Source organism: Algoriphagus sp. CAU 1675, from assembly GCF_029222925.1.
GTDB lineage: Bacteria > Bacteroidota > Bacteroidia > Cytophagales > Cyclobacteriaceae > Algoriphagus.
Genome location: NZ_JARHUI010000006.1, coordinates 59574 through 74292 on the forward strand (window position 1 = coordinate 59574; position 14719 = coordinate 74292).

Annotated in this window: 6 protein-coding genes; 4 read left to right on the forward strand and 2 right to left on the reverse strand. The window is 42.1% G+C overall.

Features of this window, described 5'->3' with window-relative positions; all coding sequences use genetic code 11:
- Positions 1–5: 5 nt before the first annotated feature.
- Complete coding sequence (locus P2G54_RS14190; protein ID WP_275872209.1) at positions 6–587, reverse strand: hypothetical protein; 582 nt, start codon at positions 585–587, stop codon at positions 6–8.
- Positions 588–679: 92 nt separating this feature from the next.
- Between P2G54_RS14190 and P2G54_RS14195 the strand changes: the two genes are divergently transcribed.
- Positions 680–1450 carry a tRNA pseudouridine(38-40) synthase TruA gene (locus P2G54_RS14195; protein ID WP_275872210.1) on the forward strand — a complete coding sequence of 257 codons (771 nt, stop codon included), beginning with the start codon at positions 680–682 and terminating at the stop codon, positions 1448–1450.
- 9 nt (positions 1451–1459) lie between these two features.
- Here P2G54_RS14195 and P2G54_RS14200 read toward each other — a convergent pair whose 3' ends face one another.
- Positions 1460–2932, reverse strand: a complete 1473-nt coding sequence (locus P2G54_RS14200; RefSeq protein WP_275872211.1) for a sulfatase — start codon at positions 2930–2932, stop codon at positions 1460–1462.
- Positions 2933–3212: 280 nt separating this feature from the next.
- On the opposite strand from P2G54_RS14200, the gene P2G54_RS14205 reads away from it, so the two are divergent.
- The 3 genes from P2G54_RS14205 (at position 3213) to P2G54_RS14215 (ending at position 14665) form a co-directional block, all read left to right on the forward strand.
- Entirely contained in the window at positions 3213–7082 is a 3870-nt protein-coding gene (locus P2G54_RS14205) for a glycosyl hydrolase (RefSeq protein ID WP_275872212.1), read from the forward strand.
- A gap of 254 nt (positions 7083–7336) precedes the next feature.
- Positions 7337–11362 (forward strand): two-component regulator propeller domain-containing protein, encoded by a 4026-nt coding sequence (locus P2G54_RS14210; protein ID WP_275872213.1) that lies wholly within the window; start codon positions 7337–7339, stop codon positions 11360–11362.
- 147 nt (positions 11363–11509) lie between these two features.
- Positions 11510–14665 (forward strand): TonB-dependent receptor, encoded by a 3156-nt coding sequence (locus P2G54_RS14215; RefSeq protein ID WP_275872214.1) that lies wholly within the window; start codon positions 11510–11512, stop codon positions 14663–14665.
- Positions 14666–14719 lie beyond the last annotated feature (54 nt).

Here is a 14719-nt window from a genome sequence, read left to right on the forward strand (position 1 = left end):
CAGATTTAATTACGAGGTGGGTTAATCATAATATGAGCTCTATGCGTTCCTGGGTCCATAATCCAGGGAAGTCCTGGTCCTGCAGGTTTTAGCGGGAGTCCGGTGCTTTCAGCGGTAGCCCACGGGATATAGATCACCGAACGGGTATAGGTGTTTTGGGCTTCTCCTGTCGTCCAGTTTACGTCTTTGTCGTCCGCTACGAGAGCATTCAATAAGCTGCCCTGATCCGGAAGCGGAAGTTTGCCTGCTTTGGCCTCTGCTTCCCGGATGTCAAAAATCTCCTTTGCATCTTTTCCTTCTTTTCGAAGCTGCCATCCCCGAGCCATGAAAGGCTGTGCACTCTTATGGTAACTCGATACGCTCAGGCCTTCTCTACTGGGGTCATCACCAAGGCAGATTGTTTCATTACTTCCTTGCTTGAGCAGGACGATATCACCGTTTTGGTATCCATACACAGTGGCCTCCGAACGCTGATCTTCAGGAGCTGCCAGAAGTGCCAATTTGATTTGGATTTCTTTTGAAGGTTGATTTTGGGAAAAAGCTGGAAATCCAACAAAAATCAAGATTAAGCTGAGAAATGCTTTCATAGTCAGTAATTTTGGGTTTAAATGAAATTAAGAAACTCTTCAGGCCTTTCAAAGTCCAAGTAGGGTTTTCAATTCTCTTTTCAAAGATCTTCATGCTCACCAGACCTTATTCCTACTTGTTTACTGTTTCTTATTTTGGGGCTCGTTTTAAGGGTTGGGCTACGCAAAAAGGCCAACCTACGGTTCAGGGAAAAATCGAGCGGGTATTCCGCTATGTTTTGGGTCATGAGGATTTTACCCTTTTGGGAGCAAGTCGTACAGATTCTGGGGTGAGTTGCCGAAAGGGATATTTTCAGCTTTTCCTTCGGGAAAAGATGGATTTTGAAATAGTGCTTGATGCACTCAATTTAAATTTGGGAGGTGAGATCCGATTGCTCGAATGGCAGGAAGTATCCAGAACATTCAACTTGATCCATTCAGTGAAGCAGAAGACCTATCGATACTTTTTTTCTGATTCAAATACTTTTCAGCCTTTTGCTTCTGCCTTTTTGACTCTTGCTCCAGGAATCAACAGTTTGGAGCAAATGAAGGAAAATGCAGCTCTTTTTATTGGAAAGCATGATTTTAAGGCCTTTTGCAAAGTGACAGGTAACAAAACGGATTTCGTAAGGGAAGTTTTCGAAGTGTCAGTTTTTGAAACCAAGGAGTTCCAAGGTGATTTTTTCCCAAAAACTTGCTACTGTTTCGAAGTCAGAGGAAATGGGTTTTTATACAACCAAGTTCGAAAAATGATCAGTGCCATCTGGTATTCTACTCCGGGTCAAATTCTGGAGAGATTGGAAAACCCAGATCAGAGCTGGGAACCTGTGCCTACAGCGCCCCCACATGGACTGATACTTTGGGAAACCGTCTTATCTATTTGAATTAAGTTACTATTTTGAGGGATCATAATCCTCATTTGGTCTTGGAAGTCCAGCTTTGGTACTGATCAGCCATTGGAATAGTTTATTTTTCATTTCTTCTGCCAAGTCTGCTCTACTATCCACCAGATTGTTTTGTTCTCCGATATCCTCTTTTAGATTATACAGTTCGGATTTTTGATTCTCGTAGAAATAGATCAGTTTCCAATCCCCCTCTCGAATCACAGATCCTGGTGAACCTCCTTGGTTCCCGTAGTGAGGATAATGCCAGAAAAGAGGTTCTCGTATTTTCTTCTCTTCTGTATTAAAAACCCAGCTCTTTAGACTTTTTCCATCTAAATCCTCAATGGAATCCAGTACTTGAGGATTTCCGCTGAGGTCTAAAAGGGTGGGAAATATATCATTGGAGATTACAGGGGTATGGATTTCTTTTCCCTCTACAAGCTGCCCCTTCCAGGAAAGGATCATAGGTACTCGGATGCCCCCCTCGTATAGCCAACCTTTACCAGCTTTAAGAGGTAGGTTACTAGTGGGACTTCCTTCCGCAGTAGAAAGTCCACCATTGTCAGAAAAGAATACAAAAATCGTGTTTTCTCGCAGACCGGAGACTTCTATTTCATCTATAACTCTACCTACAGCTTGATCCATTGCTTCTACCATTCCCGCATAGATTGCATGGGATTGAGTCATGCGGGCCTGGTTATTCCCCTCCGGCCCAAATTTGTCTTCCAAACGCAAGGAGACTTTTTTATCAAGATATTTTTTCTCCAATTCTGGTTTAGTCATCAGGGGAGTATGTACCGAATAAAAGGAGAGCATGGCAAAAAACGGAGCGTCTTTGTTATCCCTAATAAACCTGACGGTCTCCATCGCCAGTCTTTCCGGTAAATATTCTCCTTCAGGTCCGTTTTCTAATCTTGGATTATCATAAGGGGAAAAATATTTGTTTCCCGAAGATGGAGCCCCTTTGTTATTTCCTCCTTTGTTAAAATCAAAGCCTTGGTTTTCAGGCCAGTGACTTTCTTCTTCGCCTAAGTGCCATTTCCCGGCAAAAAATGTTTTGTATCCAACCGACTTGAAAGCCTCTGCTAAAGTAATTTCATCCAAAGAAAGATTAGGGTCATAGGTAGCGGGCTTGAGAGGTTTGTTTCGGGTCCAATGACCTTGGATTTCATCTGGCTGCGGAGCACCAAACCAGTCCGTGTTGTATATTTTGGAAGGGTACTTTCCAGTCATAATACTCGCTCGGGTGGGAGAGCATACTGGGGAAGCTGTATATGCCTGTGTAAATTTGATACCTGAGTTAACCAATTTGTCCAAATTGGGAGTTTCATAGAACTCACTTCCAAAACTCCCTAGGTCTGTCCATCCTAAATCATCCACTAAGAAAAAAACCACATTGGGAGATGAGTTTGTTTGTGCTTTAGTTTCTTCGAAACAACCCAAGAAGAGTGAACAAATGGTAATGGAAAGTAAAGTTCTCATTTTTATCCAGGTCTTATTTTCCGAATACTACAGCACCTTTTTTTAAAAATCCAATTCACAGATTCCGAATGTGACAATCAGAATGATTTGACTCTTCTTTTGAATGAATTCACCCATAAGACAAGCCCTGTCAAGCCGGACTTCCTTTTTGTTTTTTTTGCTTAAAGATTAAAAATAAGACAGATAAGGCTAGTGGGTTGATCGATTTGCCCCCATGAAAGCGAAGGGTCCATTCTAGTTTTGCATCAATAGATTCTGTGCAAACAAACCCAAAAAGACCATGAATAAACTTTACTTAAACTTATTAGTGGTATCGATGATTTTTCTTTGCTGGCTTGGGATAAGCTTTCATGCTTTGGCGATTGAGCAGCAAGGGGATCCATGTAATTCTTCTGCCAAATATCTTTATTGGACAGGAGAAGTAAATACTGATTTTTTTAATGAAAACAATTGGAGAGAGTCTGTTCAAATCCCAAACCCTCCCGCAGAGGGTAGCGAATCCAGTTCGGTTTGTCTACCCGGTGCCAATAAAAAACCTTACACCATTTGCCCCAATGTCCCTGACTTGGCTAAGGACAAAAAACCAGGTTCAGGAACAATTGATCCGGGCAAGCCGATTGGCATGAATTTGATCATTTCAGGTGCCCAAGTGGAGGCGAATGGAGAAATCATTTTTGCCTGTGCTGAGAAGGGAATGACTTTGGTAAATAGCTTGCTTGAGGCAGGGCAGATTTCCCAGGGAGTAGTCTCTTTGGACGGGGAAAGTACAGTTAAAACGGGAGGGGAATCCTTGTCTTCAACTTTGATCTTCAATTTTCTAGATGCCGCTTCTTGGGTTTACCTGAAGCAGATCAATCCTCAGGAATTACAATCCCAATTGGGGCAAATTTACGTCAACCATACTGTTGGGATTCCCGGTGGTAATTTCCGAACTCAGCAATATTATCAAAAAGGTGCTGTGATTCGTCCGCTGGATAGCGGTTATGCTCCGCTTCAGGTTTTTTCCAGCTTGGCTTTTCAAGGCACCCCTGCTTCAGTGGGAGAAGATCTGATTTATCGTGGGAGTTCAATTCCTACGGGTGACAATTCGGTTCGGTCCTTTGTGCTGAAACGAGGTTTTATGGCCACTTTTGCAAATAACTCTGACGGTACGGGAAAAAGCAAAGTCTATATAGCTTCTGAAAAAGATCTGGAGGTAGATGCTTTGCCAGCTGCCCTGCAAGGAAATGTGAGCTTTATTCGAGTTGTACCTTGGAACTGGGTGACTAAAAAAGGGACCGGTTTCAGCTTTCCTGAATTGGATGCAGGTTGGTTTTACAATTGGAATCTGACCGGGATTTCTTATCCCAATTATGATTATGTACCGATGGCATGGGGTGCAGGAGGTGCTTCCCCAGCCAATGTCCAATCCATGATCAGTAAAAAGTCCACCACCCATGTGCTGGGCTTCAATGAGTCTGACAATTGTAATGGTGAATCAGGTCAGTATAATAATCTTTGCCAGCCTGCCGTAGCAGTTGCCTATTATGAAAATCTAATGGCAACGGGTGTCCGTTTGGGCTCTCCAGCGCCTCGGGAAAACGGCCCGACTGGGTGGTTGTTGGAATTCAACCAAATCGCCAAGCAGCGAGATGTACGCTTTGACTTTGTGGCGGTGCACTGGTATGACTGGGCGAGCAATCCTGCAAATACCCCCAATGCTGATCCTCAGCAGATTTTCAATCGATTCAAAGCCTACCTTGAAAACGTGTATCGAATCTATCAACTTCCGATTTGGATCACCGAATTCAATGCCAATCCAAACCGAGGAAATGCGATTCAGGAGGGCTTTTTGAAGTTGGCATTGCCTTATTTGGAAAGTTTGGATTATGTTGAGCGCTATGCGTATTTCCAGCCAAATCCTGCAAATGCCAGTTCCCAAAACAATCCCGAAAAGTCTGATTACCGGGATGCTGAAGGAAACCTGACCAATATAGGTCAATTGTATTTGGCCCATGAGTCCACCCCTTCGATCCCGATGGAGACTTATGCTGCACCGAATAACCTCGAAGGAATGGACCTGCCCTTCCTCCAAAAGCCTGTGAATTCATTGGTTTTTGAAGCAGAATGTGGCAACTATCTAGGCAATCAGTGGGATATTCTCATAGATGAAACTGCCTCAAATGGCATGTATATAAAAGGTAATTCCCAAAAGGAAGGTGCCGGTCCGATCGCCAAGCAAGTTCATTTTGAATTTGATCTTGCCGAAGCAAGCCAGTACCGGATATGGATCAGGGCTAAAAATACAGGAGAAAATGCTGCCATTCGAATTGCAGTGGATGGTAAAGACCTGGAGCAGATTGCTCCGTTCAATGCTGCATCCTTCACTTGGTTTCAGGTTCCTCGGTTTTACGATTTGGGAATCGGGACTCACCGTTTGACCATCGAGTTTCCGAACACCAATATGCTCCTCGATCAAGTTGTTCTTTTAAATGGCCCATCGGATTTGGAGCAAGCGGTACAAGCGGGAGGGGCATGCCAACCCTCAGACCTAAGATGGGGAATTACCCAAACAGATCTTATAGAGTTTTATGAAGCAGAAGTGGCTGAATTAGGGCTTTGGTGGGAAATTCAAGCTGCCCAAAGCGCCCGAGGAGGCCTTTTCTCCCAATCCATCGAGGGACAGAAATCATTGGCAGAGGCTCCTGGATCAAAGGGGGTGTTGACATTCAATGTGGAAGTGCCCGAAGCTGATGAATATGAGCTTTGGGCAAAAATCCAAGCCTACGAGAATGAGGATTTCAGTCTTTGGGTTTCAGTAGATGGAGAGCCTTTCCGCAAGTGGGATGGCTTGAAAAATGAGCTTTTTGAGTGGTATTGGAAGAAGGTGTTTCATAGTTATGAGGGAGAGGAACGTATTTTCTCCTATTTCTTAACCGCTGGTTCTCATGAAATTCGTATGGCAGTATCCAGCGGTAATGTTCCCGTAGACCGAATTGCGATAGCCAGCAAAGGAAAGCTACCAGAGGAAACCGATCCCAACGTAATCTTCGTGAAGGAAAACCTGGAGTTTGAAGCGGAGCATGCTACAATTTTGGGGACTGCGAAAATCGTTGATTGTGGATCCTCCTCCAACGGACAGCAAGTAAATATGGGAAATGTCAATTCCAACGGAGTGAGGTTTGACCAGATCATAGCCCAGGAATCGGGAAGCTATATCTTAAATGTGTCCTATATGAGTGCAGTGACCAGGAGTTTCCGACTTATTGTAAATGGTCAGATTCTCGGTCAGCAAACGGTTCAATCTTCCGGCGCTTGGTGTTTTGGCGGAGGGTCTCCAGCAGATTATCAAGTTGAGATTACTCTTCAAAAAGGTGTCAATGTGATTGATATTACTCCTTTTAATGGAGATGCCCCATTCATAGATAAAATCAAATTGGAAAAGGCTTCGTTTGCAGGGGTTTCTTTGGAAGCGGAGCTGGCGGAATTAATAGGAAGTAATACTCTGGTGAATTGTGCCTCTGCCTCAAACAGTCAAATGATCAATATGGGATCAAATGTATCGAATGGGGTCAGATTCTCGGGAATTAATGTGCCTTTTGCTGGCAGATACCAAGTAGAAATTCATTATATGTCAGCAGTGGATCGTATTCTTCGCTATTCTGTAAATGGAGGTGAATTTGTCAATGAGTCTTTTCAGGATTCTGGCGAGTGGTGCTTTAATGGGGGGCAGACCAATGTGAAAACCATTGAGCTTGACTTCACGCAGGGCAATAATGTTTTGGAATTTAGGCCGACTGGAACCGCATCCCCAATATTAGATAAGATTGTAATCAAAACTGTAGGGGAAGGACAAAATCTCAGAACACTCGAGATTGTCCAATCTGAAGTTTCTTTTGAAGCTGAGTTGAGAGCGAAAGAGTTTAAAGTTTATCCAAATCCAGTTCAGGTAGGAAATCCCATTGTTTTGGAAATCCCACAACTATTTGACCAAATAGGAGAAGCCTATGTGCAGGTGACGGACCTAACAGGAAAGGTGATTTATGCTCAAAGCGTAACCGATGGATCTGCGAATGAACTTCAGCTAACTGAAGGCTTGTCCCGAGGGATGTATATTGTACTTGTCCAACAGGGACAAATCTGGCAAAGCAAGAAATTGATCGTTCAATAATCCAAAAATCACAGGGGTTGTTCCGGGGAGCAACCCCTACTTTTTTACATCCTGTATTTCTGATCCTGTTGGATGAACTATTTTACCCCTGTTTTGACTGATTTGCCCCAATTCGAGGATTTAATAAGCATTACTTTTAAACACCCTGTTTTCTATTCAAATTGCCTTTAATGGTTTAAAACCAGTTGGGACAAATTTGAGTTTTGAAAAAAGATTTAACTTGGTTTTCCCAACTTAACCTCCATTTCAGAAAAATGATACGCTTTTCTGCCCTAATCATTTTTTTTTGTATTTACTCTTTGCCTGTATTGGCTTTCCAGGAACATCTGGAAGCTGAATTTTCCATTGATGTGCTCAATGTCCGGAGAGGTCTTCTCAGTAACTATGTGACCAAGGTGGTCAGTGATGAATTCAATACCAAGTATTTTGCGACAGAAGGCGGGATAACCAAATACGATGGGTATGATTTTACTGGATATCAGCCCAGTCCTGAGTATCCTGGTTTGGAAAATGAGAATATCGAAACTTTATTCAAGGATAGGGATAATTTGATATGGATAGGAACCAAAGGTGGAGGAGTTTCTAGGCTGGATCCAAGTAAGAATCAGATTGAATCCTTCAATTCTGCCTTCACTTCTTTTTCCGAGAAGGCCCTTAGAGTTATTTCCATCAATCAGGGTGATGATGGTAAAATATGGGTAGGAACCTGGAATGAGGGTGTTTTTGTTTTCAACCCCGAAAATGAGAAAGTTGAAGAGCACTTCAATTTCGATCAGCCCATATACAATATTATTAAGGACCGATTTGGGAATATTTGGTTTTTAGCGGGAACACACCTCTGTAAATTTGACCCCTCAGAAAGCCGCTTGATTCGTTTTCAGACAGGAAGAAATCATTATAACTTGATTGAAGATCCAGGTAGGAATAAAATCTGGATGATCGGTAATGACCGGAATAAAGCCATTTTGACTGGTTTTGATTTTGAAACTCAAGATTTAGAGCAAAAAGAAACCAATTTCAATGCTCGGTTTATTGTAAGTCTTGGATTAGATAGACAGGGAAGAATATGGATCGGGAGTTGGGGAGATGGATTGCATATCAGTGATCCCAATCTGGAGCAATTCAGAAAAGTAAACACAAACCCACAGGGTGTTTCCGAGGCAAGTATCAATTATTCGATTATCCTTAGTATTGATTTTGACAAGAATGGGATTGCCTGGTTGGGCACATCCCACGGTGGTGTTTTAATTCTTTATCCCAATAAAGGTTTTGCTTTTTCTTCCATTAAAGGGCAGGAGAAAACGGTCGACAAAAACATCACCTCGCTTTTGATTTCAAAATCGGGAAAATCTTATTTTGGAACCTTGGCAGAAGGGCTCTATAGCGCTTCATCTGAGGAAGGCTTTAAGGAAGTCAGTCAAGTAGTCAAATCAAAGATTCACACGATTTATGAATCTGGAGATTTTCTTTTTGTAGGGACAGGAAATGGTCTTTATGTGGTGAAGCAAGGAGACTTTTTAAATTCAAAACTTTATTTCCCTAACCAAAAGATTACTTCTGTTCTAAGGGATTCTAAAAACAGACTTTGGGTTGGTACACAGCAGTCGGGTTTGAAAATGGTTGAATTTTCACAGTATCCCAACCTGAACGAATGGATTGTTTTTGATGAAAAAAGCAAAGACAATCCATTGGAAAACAACCGGATCAGTCAGATAAAAGAAGGAAGGAACGGGGAAATCTGGATTGGGACCTACTCGGGAATCAATCGCTTCGATGAGGAGAAAGGTAAGGTGTTAGACCATCGGGAGGTACTTGGAGATCAATTGCCTAGCCCTATTATCAACGATTTGTTTGTCAAAGGGGATACGCTTTTCCTTGGGACTCCAAATGGACTCTCGAAGCTTTTATCATCCCAAGATCGGCTACACCTACTCGATTTTTTTGATAAGGATGACGGTTTGAACCATGATTTTATCTGTGCCATCGAGGAAGATGCACATGGAGATCTTTGGATCAGCACTACAACCACTGTCAGCAAATTCCAGTCAGGTTTGAAAAACTTCATCAACTATGATAGGGAGGATGGGGTTCTAGTGAATTCTTTTCACACCGGGTCTTCCTTCAAGGATGAAAGGGGGAATATTTATTTTGGAGGGTCCAATGGAATGATTTCTTTCTTTCCGGACAGTATCACAGAGAACTTCAATGTACCTGAGGTAGTGCTTACAAAATTGATCGTAAACAACGAAGTCCTGCAGGTGGGAGATGAGGTGAACGGGCACGTCATTTTGGAGAAATCGATCCAAAACACTGAAAGTATCGTTCTGGATTATTCCCAAAATCATCTTTCGCTTTCTTTTGCCGCCAATGATTTTTTGGGGGCGGATAATATTTCGTATTCCTATCGATTGGTAGGGATCAATGAGGATTGGGTCAATTTGGGACGTCTCAATCAGATCAGTTTCACGGGACTTTCCTGGGGGGAATATGAATTATTGCTTCGAGCTAGCAGAAATAATCAGGATTGGAGTCCCGTCAGAAGAGTAATGATTCAAATTCAAGCTCCGCCCTGGTTATCATGGTATGCATTTGTATTCTATATTCTTTTGGCGGTCGGAATATTGACCCTGTTTAGATATATATCCATCAGACAGGCAAGGCTTCGCGCTGCTCTTCAGGTTATCCAGATTGAAAAGCAAAAGGAACATGAGCTCAACGAGGCAAAAATTACCTTTTTCACCAATATTTCCCATGAGTTCCGGACTCCGTTGACTTTGATATTGAGTCCAGTCACTGAGCTATTGGAGCAATATGACCTGAAGGAGTCGATTCGCGAAAAATTACTGCTGGTGGAATCGAATGGTAAGCGAATGCTGAGGCTGATTAATCAATTGTTGGATTTCCGAAAGTCTGAGCATGGACTTTTGAAGCTGAATAAAACCTACTCGGACTTTATAGGTTTTGCAAAAGAAGTATTTCTTAGTTTTCATAATTTGGCCCATAAAAATCAGATCGAATACCATTTTGAGTCGGAGGTTGAGACTTTTTCCATTGAGTTCGATCGCAACCAAATGGAAATTGTACTTTATAATTTGCTTTCGAATGCCTTTAAATACACCAAGGAGAAAGGAAAAATTACCTTGAAGATTCGATGTGATCATGAATACCTAACAGTGACTGTATCTGATTCTGGCATCGGAATGGGGCCTGAAGAAGTGGAAAAGGTTTTTGACAGGTTCTATCAGGTTCAAAACTCAGAGACAGCCAATCTATCGGGAAGTGGTATAGGTCTGGCCTTTTCCAAGAATATAGTGGATCTCCATGAAGGAGAAATCAAAATCTACAGTTCCAAGGGAGTCGGTACCGAGGTGAAAATTCTTTTCCCATTGGAGGATGTCCAAGATGAATATGAAGGAAAGGATTCGCTCGAAGAATTGAGTCTTGATTTTATACAAGATGAATCTTTGGAGGAAAAAATGAACCTTCAGATCGAGTCGAATCCAAAAGCCGCGACTATTTTGATTGCAGATGATAATGAAGACATTCGGAGATATCTCCGAAATCTTCTGGAGGAGAAATACCATGTTCTGGAAGCATGTGATGGTTTGGCTGCTTTGGAATTGATCAATAAAACACTGCCAGATGTAGTTATAAGTGATGTAATGATGCCGCAAATGGACGGAATCAAGCTTTGTGAAGTTCTCAAAAGCCAGATTACAACTTCACATATTCCGGTGATTTTGCTTACCGCCCGAACCTCCTTGGCTTACGAAATGGAGGGACTTAAAACAGGAGCGGAAGATTACATTACCAAGCCTTTCAATCCGGGCATAGTCAAGACCCGAATTTCCAATATTCTTGAAAATAGATCCAAACTTCGGGAATACTACCAGAACAAGGTACGGTTTGAACCTGATTCCCAACAGATCGCTGAAGATGATATTGATGCCCAGTTTATAGAAAAGGCAATTCAATTGGTCAATGAGAATCTTCAGGACGAAAGTTTTGGTATTGAAACGATGGTTGAAAAGCTATTTATGAGTCAATCCACTCTATTTAGGAAGATCAAATCCTTAACAGGGCTTTCCATTACAGGATTTATCCGTTCGGTTAGATTGAAAAATGCAGCTCAAATTATCCTTCAAAGCAATATGAAACTGAGTCAGGTTGCCTTGGAAGTTGGGTTTAACGATTACAAACACTTCAAGAAATCTTTTCAGCAGCAGTTTGGCTGTCTACCTTCGGAATATAAGGCGCTAATGCTTCAAAAGACTGATTAAATATGGCTAGAGGACCGATTCATAAGGTTTTTTTTCCATAATTGATTGATTTGTCCTTCCTTTTGATTGATTCATCCCCCCATTTTTTAAAGGGAAAAGCAAACTTTGGGTTAGTTGAAATTAGTAATAACCCAAAAAATTCCTTTCATGGATAGAATATTTACAAATGTCCTCCCTGCCAAAAAGAGGTTAGGACTAGGGATTATTTCCAGGAGTTGCCTTTTCGTTTTGGGCATATTCCTATTAAGCAGTATTTCTGCCCTTGCAAGACAAAACTCAAGGGAAATCAAAGGTACCGTCACTTCCCAAGCAGATGCAGCTCCTATTCCCGGGGTAGTTGTTTTGGTGAAAGGCACAAATGTGGGAACCGTGACAGATTTGGATGGAAGGTATTCCATTTCTGCTCCTTCCGGTGAATCGGTTTTGGTGTTCAGTTTAATGGGATATGAATCTCAAGAAATCCAAGTAGGTAATCAAAGCCAGATTGACCTGGTTTTGGCAGAGTCAGAATCCTTACTAGAGGAAGTGGTAGTGGTCGGATATGGAGAGCAGAAAAAGCTCAACTTAACCGGAGCCGTAGAAACGATCAAATTTGATGAGGCGGTCAACCAGCCTGTTACAAATTCTGCTCAGTTGATGTACGGCAAATTTTCCGGAGTTCAATTGACACAGTCTACAGGACTCCCCGGAAATGATGGATCTTCCATCATCATAAGAGGAATAGGTTCTTTTGGTGGAACCAATCCTTTGGTAGTCATCGACAATATACAATACGATGGCTTGGCAGAATTCAATAATCTAGCACCTTCCGATATAGAAAGTATTTCTGTTTTGAAGGATGCTTCAGCGTCGGCAATTTACGGAGCCCGTGGAGCAAATGGAGTTTTGGTGGTGACCACTAAAAAAGGAACCAAAGGAAAGTTTACGGTTGATTACAATAATTATTTTGGGGTTCAGAGAGTCACGGTAGTTCCTGAATATTTGGATGGAGTAAATTATGCCCTTCTGAGAAATGAGCGTGACCGGAATGTAAATGGTCCAAATGCTCCCCTGAGATTCTCCGAGCAAGATATAGAGGCCATCCGAAATGGAACCAATCTGGAACAATTTGCAAATACCAATTGGGCAGATGTAGCACTCAGGGATGCTCCTATTCAAAATCACTACCTTTCCTTTTCCGGAGGGACAGATCGCACTACGTTTAGACTTTCACTGGGCTATCTCAACCAAGAGGCTATTGTGAGAGGAAAGTTCAAATCGGACAGATATAATCTCGGTATCAATCTTTCTGTTAAGCCAAACGATTGGCTTTCAGTTTCCAATGTTACCAATGCCTACTGGTCCAGATTTGAGGGTCCTGCGGGTGGTGCCAGTGCCATCACCGGAGAAACCGGAATAATCAATCAATTCCAAAGATCCTCACCGGTTGTTCCTGTGTATTATTCCAATGGAGAACTGGCAGTAGTAGATGGAGCTTACCAAAATGTGAATTTTTCTTATCCCATAAATCACGTCTTGTTTACGGGGAACTTTGGTGATTACAATAATGACAATATCAATATCAGTGAGCGAATCGGGTTAAATGCCAAAATTACCGAAGGATTGTTCTTTGAAACCAGTGGAAGTGCCATCATCAATTTTGCCAATATCTCCAATTTTCGTCCCACATTCGCTCTGAATGACTGGGAGGGGAATGTGGTATTGCAAAATGATTTGAATTCCCTGAACAATGATCTGAATTTTAATTACCGGTTGATGAATGAAAATATACTTCGGTATAACACTTCCATCAAAGAGTCTCATAATTTGGCTTTTATGGTCGGTCATTCCGTGATATATGACAAAGTAGACGGATTCTCCGGGTCTCTTCAAGGTTTTCCCTCCGATGCTATTCAGGAGTTTAATGGAGGGGGAGTAATCAACCCGTCTGTAAATGGAGGAGCATCTGAGGAAGCTTGGCAGTCCTTTTTTGGTAGAGTTAATTACAATTATCAGGAAAAATACCTCTTCGAAGCCAACCTAAGAAGGGATGGGTCTTCCAAATTTGGTCCTAGCAAACGATATGGTACTTTCCCTTCCCTTTCTGCAGGCTGGAACATCGGCAGAGAGAATTTTTTGCAGGGATCTGAAATGCTTTCTGAATTGAAACTTAGAGCGAGCTGGGGAATCAGCGGTAATGACCGAATTGGAAATTACATCTTTGAACAGACCTACAATACCGGATTGGACTATCACCTGGGACAGGATATTATTGTGCCTGCTGTAGCATTGACTTCTCTTGCCAATCCATTCATTACTTGGGAAAAAATCGAGCAGTTTGACATTGGGATAGACGCCTCGTTTTTCAATAATAAACTCGGTTTTACCGCCGATTATTTTAAGAGAATCAGTTCGGATATACTCTATACCAACTTCCCGATTCCAAATACCATTGGGGTGACCAACTTAGCTGCTCAAAATGCTGCCGGGATGGAAAACAAGGGGATTGAAATGGCAGTAAACTACAGACAGAAAATAGGGAGCCTGATGATGACCCTCTCCGGTAACGTGACCAAAATGGCCGACAATAAAGTCACCGATTTGGGTCCCGGAGGAGAGGAAACCATCAGTGGAAATACAATTATCAGAATCGGAGCTCCGTTCAATGCTTTCTTTGGGTACCAAGTTTTAGGCGTATTTCAGACCCAAGAAGAGGTAGATAATTCCCCTCAGCAATTTGGAAGCAATCTCACTGCCCCTGGAGATTTGAAATATGCTGACTTATCCGGGCCGGAGGGAGAACCGGATGGAGTAATCAATGCATTTGACCGAACTATTATAGGCAATCCTTTTCCAAAGTGGATCTATGGATTCAACGCCAACTTCTCAGTCAAAGGATTTGATGTAAACATGGTATTTCAGGGTGTGGGCAAAATCGATCGACTCTTGAATAGCAATGGTCAAACTCCAATGGAAGGGGATCGAAACAATGCCCTGGCTTATTGGATCGATAGATGGACACCCGAAAATCCTTCCGAATCACTTCCGAGATTGGGAGGTGTGAATAATGCCGTTATCTCCTCATTTTATATTCAGGATATGTCCTATCTGAGACTTAGAAATCTGGAAATCGGTTATACCCTTCCTGCTTCTCTTTCCCAAAAAGCACTGTTGCAAAAAGCCAGGATATTCTTGAGTGGTCAAAATTTGCTCACTTTCACTAAGGTGAAAAATTTTGATCCAGAACGTCAGAGAGGAGGAGGGACAGACAGAACTACTCCTTTGTACAAAGTGATTTCTGCAGGTATCAACATCAAATTCTAATTGATATGAAATCTAGCATGTTGAAAGCGTCAAATAGGAAGATGATTATTGACC

What these genes read in the sequence shown, in the direction of transcription:
- P2G54_RS14210 (WP_275872213.1), top strand. Translation starts at nt 7,337, where the DNA reads ATGATACGCTTTTCTGCCCTAATCATTTTTTTTTGTATTTACTCTTTG.
- P2G54_RS14200 (WP_275872211.1), bottom strand. Translation starts at nt 2,932, where the DNA reads ATGAGAACTTTACTTTCCATTACCATTTGTTCACTCTTCTTGGGTTGT.
- P2G54_RS14205 (WP_275872212.1), top strand. Translation starts at nt 3,213, where the DNA reads ATGAATAAACTTTACTTAAACTTATTAGTGGTATCGATGATTTTTCTT.
- P2G54_RS14195 (WP_275872210.1), top strand. Translation starts at nt 680, where the DNA reads ATGCTCACCAGACCTTATTCCTACTTGTTTACTGTTTCTTATTTTGGG.
- P2G54_RS14215 (WP_275872214.1), top strand. Translation starts at nt 11,510, where the DNA reads ATGGATAGAATATTTACAAATGTCCTCCCTGCCAAAAAGAGGTTAGGA.
- P2G54_RS14190 (WP_275872209.1), bottom strand. Translation starts at nt 587, where the DNA reads ATGAAAGCATTTCTCAGCTTAATCTTGATTTTTGTTGGATTTCCAGCT.